General features: G+C 43.2%; 22 protein-coding genes. 13 read left to right on the plus strand and 9 right to left on the minus strand.

All coding sequences use genetic code 11. The annotated features are described in order from the left end of the window. The first annotated feature begins 537 nt into the window (after window positions 1-537). The gene (locus ACY8DX_RS10590) at window positions 538-1245 is read left to right on the plus strand and encodes a class I SAM-dependent methyltransferase (RefSeq protein WP_049670953.1); all 708 of its coding nucleotides are present in this window, start codon (window positions 538-540) and stop codon (window positions 1243-1245) included. A gap of 217 nt (window positions 1246-1462) precedes the next feature. Here ACY8DX_RS10590 and ACY8DX_RS10595 read toward each other — a convergent pair whose 3' ends face one another. After that, window positions 1463-1927 carry an NUDIX hydrolase gene (locus ACY8DX_RS10595; RefSeq protein WP_462406835.1) on the minus strand — a complete coding sequence of 155 codons (465 nt, stop codon included), beginning with the start codon at window positions 1925-1927 and terminating at the stop codon, window positions 1463-1465. A gap of 199 nt (window positions 1928-2126) precedes the next feature. On the opposite strand from ACY8DX_RS10595, the gene ACY8DX_RS10600 reads away from it, so the two are divergent. Then, entirely contained in the window at window positions 2127-2711 is a 585-nt protein-coding gene (locus ACY8DX_RS10600; protein WP_462406836.1) for a general stress protein, read from the plus strand. A 121-nt stretch (window positions 2712-2832) separates the two neighbouring features. On the opposite strand, the gene ACY8DX_RS10605 is transcribed toward ACY8DX_RS10600, so the two are convergent. Both ACY8DX_RS10605 and ACY8DX_RS10610 read right to left on the minus strand, forming a co-directional pair. Continuing rightward, the gene (locus ACY8DX_RS10605) at window positions 2833-4080 is read right to left on the minus strand and encodes a dicarboxylate/amino acid:cation symporter (protein WP_462406837.1); all 1248 of its coding nucleotides are present in this window, start codon (window positions 4078-4080) and stop codon (window positions 2833-2835) included. A 306-nt stretch (window positions 4081-4386) separates the two neighbouring features. Next, window positions 4387-5127 carry an NADPH-dependent oxidoreductase gene (locus tag ACY8DX_RS10610; protein ID WP_439802767.1) on the minus strand — a complete coding sequence of 247 codons (741 nt, stop codon included), beginning with the start codon at window positions 5125-5127 and terminating at the stop codon, window positions 4387-4389. A gap of 264 nt (window positions 5128-5391) precedes the next feature. Here ACY8DX_RS10610 and pxpB point away from each other — a divergent pair, with 264 nt between their 5' ends. From pxpB to wrbA, 8 genes are all read left to right on the plus strand, one after another. Then, window positions 5392-6105, plus strand: coding sequence for a 5-oxoprolinase subunit PxpB (gene pxpB / locus ACY8DX_RS10615; RefSeq protein WP_462406838.1), 714 nt, complete (start codon window positions 5392-5394; stop codon window positions 6103-6105). Next, complete coding sequence (locus tag ACY8DX_RS10620) at window positions 6102-7058, plus strand: 5-oxoprolinase subunit C family protein (protein WP_462406839.1); 957 nt, start codon at window positions 6102-6104, stop codon at window positions 7056-7058. Before pxpB ends, ACY8DX_RS10620 begins: the two co-directional genes overlap by 4 nt. 12 nt (window positions 7059-7070) lie before the next feature. Further along, entirely contained in the window at window positions 7071-7838 is a 768-nt protein-coding gene (locus ACY8DX_RS10625) for a LamB/YcsF family protein (protein ID WP_462406840.1), read from the plus strand. 37 nt (window positions 7839-7875) lie between these two features. Beyond that, window positions 7876-9069 carry an NRAMP family divalent metal transporter gene (locus ACY8DX_RS10630; RefSeq protein WP_462406841.1) on the plus strand — a complete coding sequence of 398 codons (1194 nt, stop codon included), beginning with the start codon at window positions 7876-7878 and terminating at the stop codon, window positions 9067-9069. Window positions 9070-9222: 153 nt separating this feature from the next. Beyond that, complete coding sequence (locus tag ACY8DX_RS10635; RefSeq protein WP_049670945.1) at window positions 9223-9534, plus strand: hypothetical protein; 312 nt, start codon at window positions 9223-9225, stop codon at window positions 9532-9534. 381 nt (window positions 9535-9915) lie between these two features. After that, complete coding sequence (gene galU / locus ACY8DX_RS10640) at window positions 9916-10800, plus strand: UTP--glucose-1-phosphate uridylyltransferase GalU (RefSeq protein ID WP_462406842.1); 885 nt, start codon at window positions 9916-9918, stop codon at window positions 10798-10800. Between the two features lie 171 nt (window positions 10801-10971). Next, the gene (locus ACY8DX_RS10645; RefSeq protein WP_462406843.1) at window positions 10972-11907 is read left to right on the plus strand and encodes a ring-cleaving dioxygenase; all 936 of its coding nucleotides are present in this window, start codon (window positions 10972-10974) and stop codon (window positions 11905-11907) included. Window positions 11908-12005: 98 nt separating this feature from the next. Beyond that, window positions 12006-12614 carry an NAD(P)H:quinone oxidoreductase gene (gene wrbA, locus ACY8DX_RS10650; RefSeq protein ID WP_462406844.1) on the plus strand — a complete coding sequence of 203 codons (609 nt, stop codon included), beginning with the start codon at window positions 12006-12008 and terminating at the stop codon, window positions 12612-12614. A 44-nt stretch (window positions 12615-12658) separates the two neighbouring features. Here wrbA and ACY8DX_RS10655 read toward each other — a convergent pair whose 3' ends face one another. The 4 genes from ACY8DX_RS10655 to ACY8DX_RS10670 all read right to left on the minus strand — a co-directional run bounded on the left by ACY8DX_RS10655 (window position 12659) and on the right by ACY8DX_RS10670 (window position 16256). Next, entirely contained in the window at window positions 12659-13393 is a 735-nt protein-coding gene (locus ACY8DX_RS10655; RefSeq protein WP_462406845.1) for an exonuclease domain-containing protein, read from the minus strand. Next, the gene (locus ACY8DX_RS10660; protein WP_462406846.1) at window positions 13386-14378 is read right to left on the minus strand and encodes a DUF294 nucleotidyltransferase-like domain-containing protein; all 993 of its coding nucleotides are present in this window, start codon (window positions 14376-14378) and stop codon (window positions 13386-13388) included. The genes ACY8DX_RS10655 and ACY8DX_RS10660 overlap by 8 nt, the downstream gene beginning before the upstream one ends. A 102-nt stretch (window positions 14379-14480) precedes the next feature. Continuing rightward, a complete protein-coding gene (locus tag ACY8DX_RS10665; RefSeq protein WP_462406847.1) occupies window positions 14481-15776 on the minus strand; it encodes an ammonium transporter in 1296 nt (431 codons plus the stop codon). Between the two features lie 153 nt (window positions 15777-15929). After that, window positions 15930-16256, minus strand: coding sequence for a MerR family transcriptional regulator (locus ACY8DX_RS10670; protein WP_462406848.1), 327 nt, complete (start codon window positions 16254-16256; stop codon window positions 15930-15932). 250 nt (window positions 16257-16506) lie between these two features. On the opposite strand from ACY8DX_RS10670, the gene ACY8DX_RS10675 reads away from it, so the two are divergent. Then, on the plus strand, window positions 16507-16812 hold the full coding sequence (locus ACY8DX_RS10675) for a MerR family transcriptional regulator (protein WP_049670939.1): 306 nt from the start codon (window positions 16507-16509) through the stop codon (window positions 16810-16812). Window positions 16813-16884: 72 nt separating this feature from the next. On the opposite strand, the gene ACY8DX_RS10680 is transcribed toward ACY8DX_RS10675, so the two are convergent. Continuing rightward, the gene (locus tag ACY8DX_RS10680) at window positions 16885-17133 is read right to left on the minus strand and encodes a hypothetical protein (protein WP_462406849.1); all 249 of its coding nucleotides are present in this window, start codon (window positions 17131-17133) and stop codon (window positions 16885-16887) included. A 274-nt stretch (window positions 17134-17407) separates the two neighbouring features. Between ACY8DX_RS10680 and ACY8DX_RS10685 the strand changes: the two genes are divergently transcribed. Continuing rightward, the gene (locus ACY8DX_RS10685; RefSeq protein ID WP_462406850.1) at window positions 17408-18070 is read left to right on the plus strand and encodes a hypothetical protein; all 663 of its coding nucleotides are present in this window, start codon (window positions 17408-17410) and stop codon (window positions 18068-18070) included. 164 nt (window positions 18071-18234) lie between these two features. Here ACY8DX_RS10685 and ACY8DX_RS10690 read toward each other — a convergent pair whose 3' ends face one another. Beyond that, window positions 18235-18984 carry an SDR family NAD(P)-dependent oxidoreductase gene (locus tag ACY8DX_RS10690; protein WP_462406851.1) on the minus strand — a complete coding sequence of 250 codons (750 nt, stop codon included), beginning with the start codon at window positions 18982-18984 and terminating at the stop codon, window positions 18235-18237. A 356-nt stretch (window positions 18985-19340) separates the two neighbouring features. Here ACY8DX_RS10690 and ACY8DX_RS10695 point away from each other — a divergent pair, with 356 nt between their 5' ends. Next, a complete protein-coding gene (locus ACY8DX_RS10695) occupies window positions 19341-21029 on the plus strand; it encodes a glycoside hydrolase family 68 protein (protein WP_462406852.1) in 1689 nt (562 codons plus the stop codon). Window positions 21030-21080 lie beyond the last annotated feature (51 nt).

Consider the following 21080-nt stretch of genomic DNA (forward strand, 5'->3'; position numbering starts at 1 on the left):
CGGAGAAGTAGGCAGGCTGAAGGGAGCTCTTGCCGAATGAGAGCTGGCGAAAGCAGCTTCCCCCACGGTTCGCCCGAGTCCATTCTGCCCCTACAAATGAAGCGCAAGATTAAAAAACATTAGAACAAATACTAAATGGATTTTGTATACAATCTGAAGCGGCTATTCTTAGCTGCTTTTCTTTTTAAAGGAATAAGTAATTTTACTGGTATTCATCCATAAAGGACAAAGAAGCGGTCTTAGGAGCACTGTCATGCTTTTGTAAAATTTGTCATAATCGACGGTCATTTCAATAAACAGATATGGATTTAAAAGGGTTTATCAGCTTCATAGAGAAGAATTTGATAAAAAGCATACATTCCCCTTGCCTGTTAGCAAAGAACCCATTTTGGTGTGTGAATGGGTTCCTACGGCTATGTTTTCATCTGTTTTCAGATATGGGTTTACGATTGAAATAATCTATTTTTAATCATCGCTTAACAATGCGTAAAGGAGATATTGATACAATTATGAGGTAGATGAAAAGGGGGATGTTTAATGGAAACGATCCATACTTATGATGACTTATTAATGATGCTGGATCAGTTATTAAAAGAGAATGCCCGCTTTAATTGGGATGATTTTTATTCCAATCGTGATCGAGAGATTCCTTTTTTTCCAAACCATCCGGATGAAAACCTAGTTAAATACTTCAGGAATAAGTGGTTTCAGTCAGGAATGAGAGTGCTTGAATTGGGCTGCGGCCCAGGAAGAAACGCTATTTATTTTGCTGAAAATGGATGTTCAGTTGATGCCGTAGACCTATCAGAAGAGGCATTGAATTGGGGCAGGGAAAGGGTGAAGGAAAATAATTTGCCCGTAACTTTTATCAAGAAAAACCTTTTTGAATTGGACATCGAGGAAGGCTCATATGATATTGTTTATGATTCGGGGTGCTTCCATCATATAGCACCGCACCGCAGAATGAGCTATTTACATTTAGTGAGAAGGGCTTTAAAGCCTAATGGCTTTTATGGATTAACTTGTTTTACTGTGGGAGGAAAGTATGGAGGGGCGGATTTGACAGATTGGGATGTATACAGAATACGCAGTCTTAATGGCGGGCTCGGATTTACCGAGGATAAACTTCGAGCAATCTTTCATGATTTTAAAAAGATTGAGATAAGGAAGATGGAGTCAACAAATCAAAATGATGTCATGGCGATTGAAGGGTTATTGACAGCTTTATTTCGCTTGGAGTATTAGTGAATCCCTTTATAATGGTGAAAAATAAACTGTGCCGCTTTCCTTCTGAAGGTAATACCTATCCTTATATTCCATACCAGCTGCCTGATTGACAGCTGGTATGATGAAATATTCAAGATGTCGGTATCATTTCATCTGATCAATCATAATGCGTTGTGACTTGTTATGATGAATTTACCTAGATCGTTCATCACTTCCAAAGTGAGTCATTGTTGATTTATGTATGTAACACTAAATGTTCAGTTGAAGCAGGCATCTTTAATAGTCCCTCCTGTAGAAATGCTGGATACACGGTTAAAGAGGAAAGCTCCTCAAGCGGTACCCATTGATAGATCAGCCGTTCACCCTCAAGTCCGAAAAAGGGACCATGCTTTAGAATAGAGGATCCTTTTCGCGTGACGGAATAATAAAGGCCTATCTCATGAAAGGGGGCATTTTTGTATACAAAGAAATTCTCTGTAAACCATACCAGTTGATCAACTTCAGCGTCGGCTCCGAGCTCCTCCTTCAATTCTCTTTTCAAGGATGTCATGGAATCCTCTCCAATCTTGACTCTTCCTCCTGGCAATGCCCAATAGTTATCGTCAGCTTGCCGGTGTAATAGTATATGCCCATCCTCAATCCAAACAGCGGCGGTTCGGTAGTTAAAGACAGCTGATTTTGTTTGAAATACGGCATCCATCCTAAAAAGCCTCCTCTATGTATGTATAATCATTCCAATGTTAAAAGTTTATCGTTATTTTTTTCCTTGTCAAGGTTTTCCATTGAGGATGAAAGGGAATCACCATACATATACCCGGTGGATAATTCAAAAGGGTATGGGAGAAACGAATGAAGCTAGTGTACAACTATTTTATCCGAAAGAAAAGGAGAGAATAAACATGGCAAAAATCGTTTACGGAAAATATGATACGCAGGAAGAAGCTTTACAGGCAGTGAATGCTCTTAAGTATAAAGGAGCGGATGGATCTGATATTACCATCTTGGCAGATAAGGCTGACCGCCTTCGCTTTACGAAGGAAGCACCGAATAGTGATGTGGATACCGAAGCAGCTACTGGTGAATCCTTTATGGACAAGATTGCCAGCTTTTTCTCGGTAGATTCAACTGAACGAATTGAGGACAGGTTAATGGCGAAAGGGATTCAAGGTGTAGAGGCAGAGCGCCTTGCGGAAGATGTTGATAATGGCAAGATCCTTATCCTTGTGGATGAAGGGGCTGCAAGCATGATGGAGACAGGTCTGAATGACCAAACGACTCATAATAGCGGCTTATATGCCAATCGAAATGAAGAGAAAGCACGTGAAGAGGAGCGAAAAAGTCAAACAGTCGGGAATATGAGCCGGGCTGATGATCTTTCCGTGACGGCTGATACACGTTTAGATGATTCTAATTTACATGAAAAAGACGATTTGGATAAGAAGAGAACCTATCCAAAAAATCGAATTGACACAGATAATCTATAATAGGTAATTCGCAAAACCCTCGCTGAAAAAATCAGGCGGGGGTTTTGCATGGAGTACATGCCCACACAGACAAAAGCCCCGGTTTCTAGATCATCTAGCAAACCGGGACTTCTATCGTTTGTTAAGCTTCTACTGTGTCAGAGGAAGAAGCATTCTTTTTTTCTTTCTTTCGTTCTTGCTGGTCAATCATCACGGCGCATGCTGCATCACCGGTAATATTGACAGAGGTTCTTGCCATATCAAGCAAACGGTCAATCCCAAGTATCAAGCCGATTCCTTCGACAGGGAGGTTAACCGATGTCAAAACCATCGCAAGCATGATCAGTCCGACACCAGGCACGCCGGCCGTTCCGATACTCGCTAATACAGCCGTAATGACGACGGTAATAAGCGCTGTAAAGGTAAGGTTCACATCATACACTTGTGCAATAAAGATGGTCGCAACCCCTTGCATGATAGCCGTTCCGTCCATATTAATCGTGGCACCTAAAGGCTGAACGAAGCTTGAAATCTCTTTCCTGACTCCAAGATTATCCTGAGCCGTTTCCATTGATACAGGAAGAGTGGCGTTACTGCTGGAGGTACTGAATCCTAATGTCATTGCCGGTGCGAAGCCTTTAAAGAACCAAAGAGGGTTTTTCTTGGCAACAAATAGAATCGTGCCGCCGTAGACAACGATTGTATGAATAACAAGAGCAATCACAACGACAATCATATAAAGACCCATGGCTTTCATTGCACTGTAGCCTTGGCTTCCGACTGCAGTGGCAATCAGACCAAAAGTTCCATATGGCGCCAATTTCATTACCCATGTGACGAGGAACATGACGACATCGTTTCCTTGTTCAATCAGCTTAACAATGCCTTCCGTTTTCTTGCCTAAGGCTGTCAAAGCGAATCCAATCAAGGCGGCGAAGAAGATGATTTGAAGCATATCTCCGTTAACCATGGCTTGAAACGGGTTGCTTGGAATAATTCCGAGCAGGGTCTCTGCGATAGATGGGGCTTCTTCTGCTGAGAACTCAGCTTTAGAAGTATCGAATTCTCCTTTCGTTCCTGGTGAGATGACGGTAGCCAGCATCATCGCACCCATGATGGCCATGGCTGTTGTAATCAAGAAATACGTAATCGTCTTAAGACCGATGGAGCCAAGCTTTTTGGGATCTCCTAAACCGGCTACACCTAAAATGATGGAAAAGAGAACGATTGGAACGACGAGTAATTTAATTAGATTGATGAAGATAGTCCCGAGTGGGCTGAAAAGATACATATCAAGTTGCGTAAATAAGGAAGGGGAGTAAATATTTAGGATGAGACCAACGGCAGCACCCAGTACCAAGCCAATAATAATTTTTTTTGTTAAGTTCATTTTTAACCTCCTAAAATTGATGTCGATTCCTAGAATAATAGCTTTGAGGGGTCAGCCATTTAGGAAAGAACTCTACCATTAAAAGGGGGATAATGATAGTTATTGCTATCTTACCATAAAGTAGGCTGTTGTTTCATATATTAACACTCGAGGATAAAAATGGCTATATGAATATATGACTATTCACATCTACCCATTTTATGGGAGAAGCTAACGCGAAGAGATTATTTTCAAGTGAAAGACTGCAGAAAAAAGAAACACTCCACCGGAAAGTGTATTTCCGGATGGAGTGAATGTTTTGATGCCTTATTTACTATGAGGCAGCTGCTGTTTTTTTAGCGCTTCTTCAATGCCTTGATAATACTGCTTGCTGTAGAAGTTTGCTACAGCCTCTGTCCAAGTACCGCTGCGGCTGCCTTTGGAACGCTCTTCTAAATAGGCGCGATAGGTAGTGTTGTAATTCTCTAGTGCTGGCTTTAGATCCTGCTGATACTGTTCTTCATGAACGACAGCCTCTTCTGGAAGACGCGGTTTAAGACCCGGGTCTTCGGCAGGGTGGCCGATGCAAAGACCTGCTACCGGAAGGACATAAGGGGGCAGATTTAACTCTTCGATGACCTCCTCAAGGTTCCGTCTAATACCGCCGATGGCAACCGTGCCTAAACCAAAGGATTCAGAGGCGGTAACGGCAGTACCTAAGGCAATGCCGACATCTGTTGCCCCGACAAGCAATGTATCGATGTTATTGCTTATTTCAAATGAGGTTCCTTCCATTTGGCTTGCTAAATAGGTACGGTAGAAATCGAGACAGAAGACAAGAAATACAGGTGCCTCCTCGACATATTTCTGGTTACCACATAACATGGCGAGCTTCTGTTTACGCTCAGGTTCTTTAACGGCAATGATAGAAACCTGCTGACCGTTAATCCAGCTAGGTGCCGCTTGAACACATTGGATGATATGTTCTAGCTGACTTTCATCCACTCGCTTGTCTAGATAGGAACGGTAAGAACGATGTGCCTGCATTGTACGTATAACCTCATTCATGGTAAATCCTCCTTATGATGTTATCTAACTAATTATTATATTACAAAAAAGAATATCCATTGTACAAATCGTCTTGCATGACGTATGTAAGGGTTTTTTTATATACCTAGTATGATGGTTCGATGGTTCTATGTGCAAACATTGTGTTTAATAGCGTCGAAATTTATTGATTAATCAGACATTAAACTTGTATTCTGGTGGTAAATGGAAGTTAAGGCGATTTGTACTAAGTTACCGAAACAATCAACGCAAGGAGTGGTGAACGTGACGTATACATTTTCTCCTTTAGGAGACAAGGCTGTCATGATTAAATGCGGCTCTGCAATAGGTCAGCAAGAATATGAAAAGGTCATGAAAGCTTCCAGGCGGCTTGAACAAGTCGAGGAGGATTGGCTGATTGAAATCGTTCCAAGCTTTGCCTCAATCGCCGTTTTCTATGACCCTGTTCAATTAGACTGGCCCCATAATGATGGTCAATCTCCTTATGAAACAGCCAGGATGAGGCTTGAAGATATCCTATCTGACAGACAAGGACCAGAAAGTAAAAAAAAGAGGTTCATGGAGATTCCAGTTTGTTACGGAGGGGAGCTCGGGCCGGACCTTGCTTATGTAGCACACTATCACAAACTATCTGAGGAAGAGGTTATTGAACTGCATGCGAGCGGAGAGTATGTCGTCTATATGCTTGGATTTGCTCCTGGGTTTCCCTATATGGGCGGCATGAAAAAAGAAATCGCAACACCACGCAAAGAAACTCCTAGGCTTAAGATTCCTTCAAGGAGTGTCGGAATAGCCGGTGAGCAGACAGGGATTTATCCGATTGAATCCCCTGGCGGCTGGCAATTAATCGGCAGAACCCCTTATTCTCTTTTTCTCCCTGATAAAGAACCTCCTGCCTTGCTGCAAGCAGGCGACCAAATCAAATTTAACCCCATTAGCTATGAAGAATATCTTTCGTTGGGAGGGGAGCATTCTTGATTATTGAAAAGCCGGGATTATTAACGACGATTCAAGATTTAGGCAGGACTGGCTACAAACAGTATGGGATTATTGCGAGTGGAGCGATGGATCAGACTGCACACCGGATAGCCAATATGCTAGTGCTCAATCCAGAGGAAACAGAAACAGTCGAAATTACGATGGGCGGGCCTGTTATACGCTTTCAGGAAAAGGCAGTCATCGCAATGACTGGCGGTCATTTCTCTCCTGCTGTTAATGGACAGCTGGTTAAGATGTATCGTCCGTTATTGGTGGATGATGGGGATGTACTGTCGTTCGGTCATCCAAAAAACGGGCTGAGATGTTATTTAGCGGTCCATGGCGGATTTTCCATTGAACATGTCATGCATAGCAAGTCCACTTACCTAAGGGCCGGAATTGGGGGCTATAAAGGAAGAGCACTTGAAAAAGGGGACGAAATCCAGCTTAAGGCTGCCAAACCAATCAGATGGACTGGACCAATGAAGTGGTCAGCAGAGTCATTCCGCCTGCATGATGGCGGGACAAGGAAGAATGTTCGGGTCCTTCCTGGTCTCGATTATGATGCCTTTACAGAGGAAAGCAGGGCTGCCTTAATCAAAAAGGAATTCATCGTAAAGCCTGAATCCGATCGCATGGGATACCGGCTTGAAGGGGAGCGTTTAAGCTTGAAAAAGCAAACTGAATTCATCTCAGAGGCCGTATCATTTGGGACGATTCAAGTTCCGGCAGACGGACAGCCGATTATTCTAATGGCTGACAGCCAGACGCTTGGCGGTTATGCGAAGATTGCTCAAGTGGCAACGGTCGATCAGGCGGTTGTCGCCCAAGCAAAGCCAGGAGATCGATTGACCTTCGAGATGATTAGTCTAAAGGAGGCACAGCGACTGTTGCTTGAACAGGAGCGGGAGCTGAAAATTCTAAAGAGGGCCATACAGATGAAGTACTCATAAGGGGGATTTAATGTGTACGTGATTGACATTAATTGTGATATGGGAGAAAGCTTCGGAAATTATCAAATGGGATCAGATGAAGCCATATTAGGATATATTACGTCTGCCAATATTGCTTGCGGCTTTCATGCGGGAGATCCGGCCACGATGAAGAAAACCGTTCGTCTGGCATTAGAGAGGAATGTTGGAATCGGCGCTCATCCGGGTTTTCAAGACCTAGTCGGGTTTGGAAGAAGGGAAATGCAGGTCAGTCCGGAGGAGGTGTATGACCTCGTCATCTATCAGATTGGCGCCTTGAATGCATTTGTCCGCTCAGAGGGCGGGACGCTTCAGCATGTTAAGCCGCATGGGGCATTGTTTAATATGGCCGCTATTGACGCGAAGCTTTCAGAGGCGATTGCTGAAGCGGTGTATAAGGTTGACCCTGAGCTGATTTTATTTGGGTTATCAGGAAGTGAACTGGTTAAAGAGGGTGCGAAAATCGGTCTTCGGACAGCAAGTGAAGTATTTTCAGACCGCACCTATCAGCAGGATGGGTCGTTGACTTCTAGAAGGACGTTTGGCTCGGTCATCGAAAACTCGGATGAGGCGATTGCTCAAGTTGTCCGAATGGTGAAGGAAAAAAAGGTCCAAACCAGGCAGGGATCAGATATTGAGATCATCGCCCAAACGGTTTGCATCCATGGAGATGGAACAAGCGCACTGCGATTTGCGGAGCAAATTAATCAAGCATTGCGAAAAGAGAATATTGAGATTAAGAGAATAGCAGAATTTATCTAATAACGAGCCTAAAGATACTCAGGGGGGTGAGGAATGAATGGAAAAGAAGGAATCACGCTTAAGTATCTTGCTTGGAGCAGCTTTCTTAATGGCCACGTCTGCGATTGGACCAGGCTTTCTTACACAAACAACCGTGTTCACGGAAACCTTGCTAGCAAGCATGGGATTTGTCATCCTTGTTTCTATTATCATTGACCTTGGGGCTCAGGTGAATATATGGCGGATTATTGCCGTATCCAAGAAGCGGGCGCAGGACATAGCGAATGAATTGCTTCCTGGATTAGGTTATTTCCTTGCAGCCATGATTGTTTTGGGCGGCTTGGCATTTAATATCGGCAATATAGCTGGTGCAGGACTTGGTTTACATGTCATCGTTGGTGTTGACCCCCGTTTAGGGGCCGTGTTAAGCGGTTTCGTTGCAGTGGGCATCTTTTTCATTAAGGAAGCGGGCAAAGCAATGGACCGCTTTGCGCAAATCATGGGGTTTGTCATGATTTTCTTAACGCTATATGTGATGTTTACTGCCTCTCCTCCTGTCGGTGAAGCAGCTGCGAGGACCTTCATGCCAGAGGAAATCGATTTATTGGCGATCGTTACCCTTGTGGGCGGAACAGTTGGCGGGTATATCACATTCGCTGGCGGACACCGCTTGATTGATGCAGGGGTGTCGGGAAAGGAACATGTATCAGAAGTGACAAAAGGGGCGGTCAGTGCGATTGGACTCGCCTCTATTATGCGAATCTTTCTATTTCTTTCCGTACTGGGGGTCGTCTCACAAGGATTGGTGTTAGACGCGGAAAATCCCGCCGCTTCCGTCTTCCAGCATGCTGCAGGAGATATTGGCTACAAGATATTCGGGATTATTATGTGGGCGGCAGCTGTGACAAGTGTCATAGGAGCGGCCTATACATCTGTTTCCTTCATTAAGACATTCAGCAGCACTGTATCGCGGAATCAGAATTGGGTTACAATCAGCTTCATTGTCATTTCAACAGGTGTATTCGCTTTAATTGGACAGCCTGTAAAAGTATTAGTCCTTGCCGGGGCACTGAATGGGTTAATTCTGCCGATTGCTCTTGGGGTTATGCTGATTGCCAGCTATCAAAAAAGGATTGTTGGTGATTATCAGCAGCCGATATGGATGACTTTTTTAGGTGGTATAGTTGTGGCGGCTATGTCGGTCATGGGCATTTATACCTTAATAAAGGAGCTTCCTAGATTATTTGTTTAGTTAAGGAGATAGCTATATTACTATTGAAGGGGATAAAAATATGGTACGATACACAAGAAGAGGGAAAAACGACAAAGTTTTACAAAATACTGTATATTTCTTTTCCTGATAACATCTTAGGTGAAATCATCCTTTATAGAAAGGGGGATGCAAATGGATTGGATTGCATTTTTCGCATCAATTGTCATCCCGGTGTTAACTGTTTTACTGCTGGCCCTATGGGCTTCCAATCATCGTGAAGATCCTGCCAAAAAAATCATTTTTGCCGTTGTGATTCTGCAGATACTCTTTATAACTGGATTTGTCGTTGTATTTACAGCAAAAATGATTACATGGCTGGCCATCGCCTCAATCATTTTGATCATTTTCGGTGCATTGACGTATAAATCATTGAGGAATGAGAAATCTATTGCTGGTGTATTGCTGATGCAAGGGATTTTGGTGCTGCTATTACTCGTTGCTTGATAAAGGCTCAGATTACTAGCATGAAGGTAGATTTTGAAACAATTGAAGTAAGCTAACCTAAAGTCTCCTGATCGGGAGGCTTTTTTAGATTCTATTGATTGGCGTGTTTCAGCTAAAGGCTTATCGACTGGTATATAGGAGCAGATTGTACGGGGAATTTCATTATGCTAAGATTATATTGTCTGAATATTTTTATATTGTCCGTTTGCTTGTAAGAGATTTAGTGCAAGGATGAAGATGGTGAATAAAGCGAGAAAGATGACATATAGGGAAACCAGGATTTTGGATGTTTCATGTTTTGATTCATTCCAATAGTCATGTGAACAAGGTTTTTCCTATAAAATGATGTAATGACTGATGAAGCATATGGGGAGGTCAATCATGAGGAGAGTGCGAAAAGCCATCATACCAGCAGCTGGCTTGGGAACCCGTTTCTTACCGGCCACAAAGGCAATGCCAAAGGAAATGCTGCCGATTGTCGATAAACCAACGATTCAATATATCGTAGAGGAAGCAATCTGCTCAGGTATTGAGGATATCATTATCGTTACGGGTAAAGGAAAACGGGCTATTGAAGATCATTTTGACAATGCCTTCGAGCTTGAAGCCAATCTTGAGGAAAAGCAAAAGTATGAATTGCTTGAGAAGGTTCAAGCACCGTCAAAGGTAGACATTTATTATATTCGTCAGAAGGAGCCGAAAGGATTAGGCCATGCCATTTGGTGTGCCCGGAAATTTATTGGGGATGAACCATTTGCCGTCTTACTCGGAGATGATGTAGTCGTTGCTGAGACTCCGTGCTTGAAGCAATTAATTAATCAATATGACCAAACTCTATCCTCCATTATCGGTGTTCAGCATGTCCCGAATTCAGAGACACATCGGTATGGAATCATAGACCCAGGTAAGCAAAGAGGAAACAGGCTATACGAGGTGAATGATTTTATTGAAAAACCAGCCTCGGGCAAGGCACCTTCCAATCTTGCTATCCTAGGCCGATACATATTGATGCCAGAGATCTTCATGTTTCTTGAGAATCAGAAGCCTGGAGCGGGCAGTGAAATTCAATTGACCGATGCGATTCAAAAGCTGAATGAAATCCAGCGTGTATTTGCCTATGATTTTGAAGGAACGCGTTATGATGTCGGGGATAAAATCGGCTTTATTAAGACAACGATTGATTTTGCCTTGAGGAATCCATCATTACGTGGTGATGTTTTGGACTTTATGAAAGAAAAGATTAAATCTTTTGAAGACAAGGAATGATTTAGATGAATCGTTAATCAAATATATTTGACTAAAAAGGTGGTTCAAGAGAGGAAGAATCACCTTTTTACATGCTAAAACAAGGCGTGAATGATTTTTTTATTTGACAATTATCTCGAATTTGAGATAATAAATCCAATAAAAGATTTGATTCAAAGGGAGTTGGCAGGCATGTTTAAAACAATGGGTATCCATCATATTTCTGCTATCGTAGGAAACGTTCAAGAAAATCTTGATTTTTACGGTAGTGTTCTTGGTATGCGGCTAGTGAAAAAAACGGTTAACTTCGATGACCCAGGTACGTATCATCTTTATTTTGGCAATGATCAAGGATCACCAGGGACGGTTATGACCTTCTTTCCTTGGAACAAAGGATTTAAGGGCCGCATTGGCACAGGACAGGTCAGCGTGACAAGCTTTGCGATTCCTAAAGGGGCCATGCCATTCTGGGAGGAGAGATTTCAACGATATCATGTCAAATCCAGGAAGCATGCACGTTTTGGAGAGACTTATCTAGCCTTTCGGGATCCACACGGTCTTCAATTGGAATTGGTCGAGCGCGCAGAAGGGGAGAAATCAATTTGGCATTTCAATGGCGTGGGGCCAGATACAGGAATAAAGGGCTTTGCAGGTGCCATTCTTTTATCAAGTTCTCCAAGTCATACGATGGGGCTGCTTAGGAACGGATTGGGCTTTGAGGTTGTCGGCAAGGAAGGGCATTATGTCCGCTACCGCAGTGAAGCAGAGTATGGAAATACGGTTGATGTGGATGTGTCAGAGCATGAGCGCGGGAGGATGGGAACAGGAACCGTTCATCATATTGCCTGGAGAGCAATGGATAATGAGGACCAATTAAAGGCTCGTGAATCCATTATCAGCAAAGGCTTTGCGGTGACTCCCATCAAGGATCGGAAATATTTCAAGGCTGTTTATTTCCGTGAGCACGGGGACATTCTTTTCGAGATTGCAACCGATTCGCCAGGATTCCTGATTGATGAAGATATACAGCATCTTGGAGAGTCATTGATGCTACCAGAGGAATATGAACCTAGAAGATTAGAGATTGAAGGCAACCTAATGGAGATTCACTTAAGAGAAATGGATTGATGGTCGAGTTGATGCTTGTAAAAGGAAAAAAAGGGTAGATAAATAGGAAAGCAATGGATACACAACCGTATTAAACGGTGGAAAGGAGAAGGTGTCATATGCCTATCAAATTGGCCATTATCTATTACAGCGTGGGCGGAACGAATTATCAGCTTGCCAAATGGGCAGAGGAAGCCGGAATAGAGGCTGGTGCTGAGGTGAAAGTCATGAAGGTGCCTGAGCTTGCTCCGCAGTCGGTCATTGAGGCAAATCAGGAGTGGAAAGCCTTTATCGAATCGACAAAAGAAGTGCCTGAGGTTGCTCTTGATGATTTGGAATGGGCCGATGCCATCATCTTCAGTGTACCGACCCGGTTTGGCAATATGCCATCCCAGATGAAGCAATTCCTTGATACGACAGGAGGGCTTTGGTTTAATGGAAAACTGGTCAATAAGGTGGTCAGTGCCATGTCATCCGCTCAAAACCCTCATGGCGGTCAGGAGGCGACCATCCTATCCTTGTACACTACGATGTATCATTGGGGTGCGATCGTAGCAACACCGGGATATGCCGATCCTTCTACCTTCAAAGCAGGAGGAAATCCGTATGGTACAAGCGTAACGGTCGGACAGGATGGAAAAATGATTGAGGATGTTCAAGAGGCTGTGAAATATCAAGCCAAACGTACCATCACTGTTGCTGAATGGGTGAAAAAAGGAAATGAATAAACGAACGAAAAAGAGCCTGTTTGATTGGGCTCTTTTTTCCTGGTTCATCCTCTTTTCTTGGCAAGCTCGCTGTACACATCGCCTAGATTTTTATATCCCTCATCGATAGCCTTCTGCAAATAATAAGCCCATATAGACCCTGTCATGATGGCATCTCCAAGGGCATGATGCCGGTTCTTTATCTCAATCCCGCATTCCTCGCATAGTTGATCCAATGTACGTATTGTTTGCGGTCCAGGGGTCAGCAGATTGGTCAGAAAGGAGGTGTCAATCATTCGATGCTGAAACCTTTTCTTCATGAGATTCCAAGTGATCTTTTGCATAAACGCCATTTCATGCTTGGAATGGTGGGCAATCAAAATCCTCGATGAGATAAATTGAAAGAATTGCATTAAAACCTCGTGAGCTTCAGGAGCATCCTGCAGCTGCTCATCGGTAATATTAGTTAAAGCACGGATTTCAGGGGAAAGGATGCCATCATTCTTGATTAAGGAATAAAAGGTGTCCTCCTCGCAAAAAGCTGCGCCTTTCATTTTTACAGCACCGATGGATAGGATTTGATCTCCTTTATCCGGATGAAACCCGGTTGTTTCGATATCAAAGACGACGACTTCTAAATCCTTTAGAGGACAGGATAGATCATCCTTTTGACGAACCTCCTTTTCAAGCTGCCGAAGGAAGGAGATGCTTTGTGCGGATGGCTGACCTTGCATGCCGGCCAAGACATTTGAGCTGATCTTTCCGCCCATCCCTCGGAAGAATTGAATAAAATCATTCATCCCCATCGTACTCCTTCCTTTCTGCAAATTTGCGTACATATTCATTCAACAGTTGTCCATCCTTAATGAGTTCCTTTAATTCTTTCCTTTCTGTCTTCGTTAAGCGGTCAATAAATAGATAATGGCCAGATTCATAATCTTTGTGATTCCCAAATTGAATACGGTAATCCTGCAGTCTGATAAATTGCTCGCTGAAAGACTTCTTTCTTTCCTCAGATAGAATGGAAGAAGGGAGTGCCTTTAAACGAATGGATGTGGAGGTTTCCATAAGATGTTCTGATATGGCCAGAATGCGTCCAGCATTAATATAGGGGAATAACCCTGTTTCCTTAATATTTAAAAGACCGGAATAGGCCCCATGTGTCTCGACAAGGAATTGGCCGAGCATATTGACGGCTTTTTTGACATGCATCGTGTTCTCCATCATCCGGCTGATTAACTTTTTATGATGAATAAAGCGGTATGCGGCTGATTTGACATCCATTAGATAGGCTTCTTCCCCAATGAGGCACCGCCCATCGAGAAAGGTTAAAAGATGACGAATAGATTCCCATGATTGATCATTTGTCCATTCTTCCGCCTGTTCCATCCATTCTTTCCTCGAGCGGCACCAAAAAGGATTGCTTGCCATGACCTTGCCGTCACATAGCTTATAGCCGGTTACCGCCAGTCCAGCTGAAATTTCCTCACCCAGAGAAACGAAGTACAGCTTTGTCTCATCGGAAGAGCTATCATAAATGACGCCGTGGTCTTGGTCGCTCCAAACACCTTGTTCCTTCCGACCCGCACTCCCCATCAAAAAGAAGCAAAAGGGTGAGGGAGGGGGGCCATGGATAGAGGAATGAAGCACCATTGATTTATGAATCGTACGCAGCATGATATCGTCATGGCGTTCATTTAATACAGCAGAAGTGAGGGGAAGCTCCCCTATTCGTTGATCCCGGTAGCTGCGTATATCTAAATAATGATTGGTAACAGCGGACATAGAACCCTCCTTAACAGGCATAACCCCTTGGATGAGAACTCAAATCCAAGGGGGTTGCGAAAGTCAGCATTGGAAAGCTGCTATAGGATACTCGTTGTTTGTCTAGACAATAGAGGTTGATTTCTCAGATGGTGTGATGACGGTGTCTGATTTAAGCTGTTCCGGGTATCCATAAACCCCGTGTTCGCTTATATCAAGACCCATGATTTCTTCTTCTTCTGTCACACGAAGGCCTCCCATGACAGATTTCATGATGTATAACAGAATGTAGGAGACGATGAAGGCGAAAGCGCCGCAAACAGCTACACCTAAGGTTTGAACGCCTAATTGTTCGAAACCGCCGCCGTAGAACAATCCCGGCTTTCCGACAGAAGCTAGTTCAGTTGTAGCGAAGAAACCAGTGGATAAGGTACCCCAGATTCCGGCTGCTCCGTGAACGGAAAGGGCATAAATCGGATCATCAATCTTACGGGCTTCAAAGAAACGAATGCTGTAGAATACGAGAATACCAGCGACAAATCCGATGACAAGAGCACCCCATGTATCAACGAATGCACACGAAGCCGTGATAGCAACGAGACCAGCTAAGGCACCATTAAGCATCATGGATACATCAGCCTTTCCAAGAACAATCCAGGATATCATCATCGCGGCAACCGTTCCAGCTGCAGCGGCAAGGTTCGTGTTCAATGCGACAAATCCGAAGAATCCGGCATCGACTGCGACTGTGCTGCCGGCATTGAAGCCAAACCAGCCAACCCATAAAAGCAATACACTAAGTGCCGTATACACTTGGTTATGACCATATAGATTATTGGCAGAGCCGTCTTTATTGAATTTGCCAATCCGCGGTTTCAGTAGAATGGTTGCAGCAAGGGCTGCCATAGCGCCAGTTAAGTGAACGACAGTTGAACCGGCGAAATCCTGTTTCCCATGTTCAGCTAACCATCCGCCGCCCCAAATCCAATGAGCGATTGGCGGGTAAACCAATACGGCGAATAAAACGGCGAATACGAGGTAAACGCCCATCTTCGCTCTTTCAGCGAATCCGCCGAAAGCGATTGTCATGGCAATTCCAGCAAACGCTGTTTGGAAAACAAAGAATACAGATCCATTATAGGCGGCGCCTTCAGCTTCTGCACCAGAGTAGAAGAAGTCAGATAGACCGATAAACTTGCTTAGTCCGCCGCCATCCCCAAAGATTAATCCGTATCCAACTGCCCAGAAGACAATGGAGGAGATACCGAATGTCAGAATGGTCTTGCCGGCGATATGCCCGGCATTCTTCATTCGAGTGGAGCCTGTCTCCAGCAGGATAAAGCCTCCAATCATTAAAATAACTAAAATTGCAGAAATCATAATCCAGAGGCTGTTCATTAAATATAAAGTTTCTTCCATTAGTCCTCACCTTCCAATTCATTATTTTTCCCTTGCTGCAATTGTATTGTCGCATCAAGGAAAATGGATTTCTACAATGATGTTAGAAATCCTTACATGGATTTTGGATTAGGACTAAGGTAATGCTTTTGCAAGCGGTCTTAAATGGTAAGCTTATATTTTTCGAATCCCGAAATGGGCGTTAATTTGACCTTGAAGCATTTTCTTGCGGAGTGCTGCTTCATCTTCTTTCTTCTTCTTACGCACCATTTCCTTCCTGATTTCAAATGTCTGAACTCCGTCTTCGATTTTCTCAGCAATCTCCATGAGCAGCTCGATATCGGTGAACGAGTATTTTCTGCTTCCCCCGGACGTCCGATCAGGAAAAATCAATTTCCGTTCTTCATAATATCGGATCTGCCTTTCTGTCAATCCGGTCAGTTCTCTGACTACACCAATGGTTATGACCTTTTTGTCCTTGTAGGAAGACTCATGTGTCATCTGTATTCACCTCATTCATAAATATAAATATGGAATATTATCTCACATTGATTGGAATAAAAAAACAGAAAATTCTAATAGTTGGTTATCTTCTTGAAGGCCATTCGCAAGGCAAAAAGTCATGCACCTATCTCTCAATAAGATAAAAACATGTGTCAGGACTTCTCCCAAAAATCTTGAGAAAACGCTTCATTGAGAGATAATCATCTATATAGTAAAGACAAAGTGCTTACGTATGAAGGAGGGAGTTATGACATCCTATAAAGAGAAAAAAGTGATTTCGATTGGAATCGTCAGTGAACTTACTGGACTTTCCCTTCGAAAAATTAGATATTACGAAGAGCGCGGGCTGCTTGCTCCAGGACGGACGGAAAAGGGAGTCAGGAAGTATTCTTTTGCTGATGTTGAAACATTAATGAAGATCGCCGAGAAGAGAGAAGAAGGCGTACAAACTTCTGAGATTAAGAAAAAGCTCCTAACAGAAAACAACCGCAAAAAAATCCGCGACGAGATGATCAAAGGTCAGATCAACGCTCAGTTTCAAATGCGAAAATAGGCAAAAACAGCCGTCAGGAAATACCCTGACGGCTGTTCAATGGGGGAATAGAGGGGGAATAGAGATAGCGGTTTATCCTGCCGTTTTCTCGTTTGCGGCAGACATGAATAAGGCTTCTAGGAGCCCAATGTAGGCATCCTTATGGTTAGTGGGGATTTGTCTAGTGAACATATGGCGATGATTCTCGCTGTTTTGCAAAAGACGGAGCAAATCCTCCGCGCGAGATCCGCAATGTCCCAGCAATTCCTCATACAACTCATCCCTTAGTAAATCCAATTGGATGATGAGTTCCGCTAATTGTTCATTTCTTCGATTCTTCATCTCGTTTCACCCTTTCATCCTCAATGATCTTCGCTCCTGAAGAACATGTATTTTCATTAGAATACGAGCATTTTATTCATCTGTCATGTGTTTTGTTAACTTTTCTCACGTATCTTTTTATAAAATGATGAAAGTTATGTTAGATTTACTCACATTTCCTTCCTGGCAGTCTATTCAAAAGGATTTTCTTTTATTTTGCACAAACAGATTTTATATACGATAATAATAGAGAATGAATATGGGCTTGAACGAAACATCAAGGAGGAAAAGCAACATGAATAAACGTTTTACGGCTTTCTTGCTCTTTATTTTGACGGCCACTTTGCTGATTGGCTGCTCAAGTCTTGGAGCAGAGAAGGATGAACGAAAGATTGCGCTGGAAAATGCCCTTGAAGCCATGAAATCTGGAGATTCGGAAAAGATGGAAAAATATGTGGTGGAAGAAGAGGGGGCGGATAGCTCTTCAATGGAAGATACGGTCACGGATTTGGCAGAGGAGAAGAAAGCAGAGGAAGCTCTTGCCTACTTATTTAAGCACTTATCCTATAAGATTGGCGATGTGAAGAAAGAAGAGGAAAATTCAGCAACCATTGCAGTTGAAATGGAGCAAGCTGACTTAAAGGAAGCGACTAGTGCTGCGATGGGCGAGATGTTCATCCAATCAATGTCCTTAGCATTCTCCGATAAAACGGAGGAAGAGATTGATGCGGAAATGGAAGAATTCTTACTCGCCAAATTTAAGAAAATGGTCGATGACAATAAGGACAACCTCATTACAACGAATGTGGATGTGCATATGAAGAAAGTGGACGGCGAATGGAAGGTAGTCGGGGATGAGGCCTTTTATGATGCTGCCACCGGCGGCATGTTAAGCGCAATGGAGGAATTTGCTGACAGCTTTAATATGGAAGAGAACACAGAGGATGCAGCTAAATAAAGGCTTGAAAGGACAACCAGTTTACCTATGCTGGTTGTCCTTTTTTATTTGAACATGATCGAAGTCATTTATCGATCAAAGCAATTTCTCATGGGACAAGATTACAAAAAGGGGTAAATGAAAAAACGTCTAGAGGAAAACCTCTAGGCCAAATGGTATTTTATTTACTTCGTATTCGTAAAACCACCATCAATCCGGATTACTTCCCCGTTAATATACTGAGCCTCTGAGGTAAGAAGGAAGGTGACAAGTTCGGCTACCTCCTCAGGAGTCCCTAACCTTCTTTGAGGAATTCCCTTTGTGGCGTTCTCCTTCATGGAAGGATTTGCTTCATAAAAGGCTTTGACCATCGGCGTTTCTGTTGGACCTGGTGCAATGGCATTGACACGCAGGCCGTCTTTAGCATATTCAGCGACCATGCTCTTAGTCAAACCAATAATCCCATGCTTGGTGGCGGAATAGGTTACGACAGAATCCTGTCCAATAACCCCAGCGCTTGAAGCGGTGTTGACAATAGAGCCGCCGCCGTTTTTAAGCATCGCCTCTGCTACATATCGAACCCCATATAGGGCACCCATTAAATTGATATTGACGATTTGCTGGATCTCTTCAATCTTCGAATCAAGGAAATAAGAACCGCTACCGGAAATCCCTGCATTATTGAAAATATAGTTAATTGATCCAAAGTGTTCGATTGTTTGTTCAACATAATTCTTCACATCTTCTGGATTTGAAACATCAGCTTTAATAAATAGGGCATCCACTCCATTTTGCTTAGCTGTCTCGACTGTTTCATGACCACCCTTTTCATTTATATCAACGGCAGCAATATTAATCCCCTCTTTGGCTAAACGAATGGCTGCAGCTTGTCCTAAGCCGCTCCCTGCTCCAGTGATAATGGCTGTTTTTCTCATGTTATTACCTCCTTAGTTGTCAAGGCACATACATATGGCACCTGCCATTTTTCACCCTAATAAACGGGAAACAAACTCATAAAGCAAGACGGAAGGGGAGCAAGCTGAAATGCGTGTTTATCTGAACGCCAGATTCAGAGTTCCAGAGCTTAAGAAACAAATAATAGGCTTCCCAAACGTAACGGCAGCGGCCGATAAGAGATAGGAATCTATTATTTTTTTCGATTTGCTAGTACAAATGCATTAATTATCGGTAAATCGAAAATATTAATAGGTTAGAGCATGAACAAGCCTTTCGCCTTTTCATAATGTATGAATGTAAGCTTACACAACTAAATAAAAAGGAGTGTTGTAGATTGTCTAACAAGCACTACTATATGAAGGGGTGCAGACAATACTTTCCGGTTCCGGGAAGTATGAATCAGCTAGATAGTCAAATCATTAACCGTAATTTCCCAAGTGGTTCATCAGGGAATACCCCAGTAACCTTTAGAAGGTTCTCAAAGAAGCAAGTAAAGAATTTCTGTAACTATGACCCTGTGAAAGATTTTGATTGCTGCTTGGAAGAGCATATTGATGCTGTCCCATCTAGGTGGACGAGGGAACAATCGGAGCAAATCAGAATTACGTCTACTAATGTCACCAATGTTATTAACGAGCCGTTTCCTAGGATATCTCCAGACTTGTTTATATGGGATATGTGGCCGTTAATGACAAAGGATGGGTCGGTAGCAGAGCTGCCAGGCGGGTGGAGAGTATTGTTTGCCTTATCTGCTCCGAAGAGTGTTCTTCCTGGTAAGCGCCATGATATAGCGAGAATCGCCTACTTCTATTCTCGAAACGGTGCTGATTGGATACAGGGAGGATATGTATTTGCAGAAGGGACTGCTTTTGGTTCAAGACAATGGGCTGGTTCAGCCATGCTTGACGAGGATGGCAGAATCTATTATTTCTATACCGCTACAGGAAGAAGAGGAGAAGCTCAAATCACGTATGAACAACGGATTGCGTTAACGAGCAGTGACTATATTTCCAACTTGGATGGGGTGAGATTAGTCAATTTTGCTCCGCATGAAATTATCTTAGAGCCTGATGGGGTATTATATCAGACACAAGAGCAATCCAGCGGTGGAATCATTTATGCTTTCCGTGACCCATTCTTCTTTAAAGATCCAGCAACAGGCTGTGAGTACTTGTTATTCGAAGGAAATGTCGCCGGAACAGCAAGTGATATTAACTGCGGGCCTAATGTACCGCCTGAAGCAAGATACTATACAGGGAATATTGGTATTGCCCTGCTCCGAAGCGATGATTATTCAGAATGGGAGCTTCTGCCGGCATTGCTTGAGGCAACCTGCAATAATCAGCAAACAGAGCGTCCGCATATCGTTGTAAGAGGAGGAAACTACTATTTATTCACGGATAGTCACAAGTTTACCTTCGCACCTGGACTTGAACCAGGACCTGGACCGGATGGGTTATATGGATTTGTTGCGAGCGGGCTAAGAGGGGATTATGTTCCATTAAATAATGGAGGATTGGTCTTGGCAAACCCTCCGCAGGAGGAGTATCAGGCTTATTCATGGCTTGTTCTTCCTGACTTTTCAGTCCTAAGCTTTATCGATAATTTCAATCTTCAAGGAATTAGTATTGATGAGGTCGGTTTACTGCCGGCAAGATTCCAATTTGCTCACTTTGGAGGGACATTAGCACCGACTGTGCAATTGGAGGTATCAGGTACAGAAACACAGGTTGTGAATGAATTGGATTATGGATTGGTCATGCTTGCTCAATCAGAGAGTCCTAAATGTCACCTGGATTGTGAGGAAGACGATAAAGATTATGAAGATGACTACGAGGACGATTGTGACGGCCGACACTCTCATAGAAGACGCCATAGGAATAATCATGATCACGGAAATGGACATCATGACGGACACTATTGTGATGTAAGACACCCTGAAGATGACTATAGCAGAGACAACGGACACCAAAACAAGCAAAACCATAAGAGAAAGAAAAAGAAAGACTGCGGCTGTAAGTAATGTATAATTGACAAAATGAATCGAAGGAAGGGGTCTTGCAGGGTTGTTTTG

The sequence above is a fragment of the Gracilibacillus sp. Marseille-QA3620 genome, from assembly GCF_054950035.1.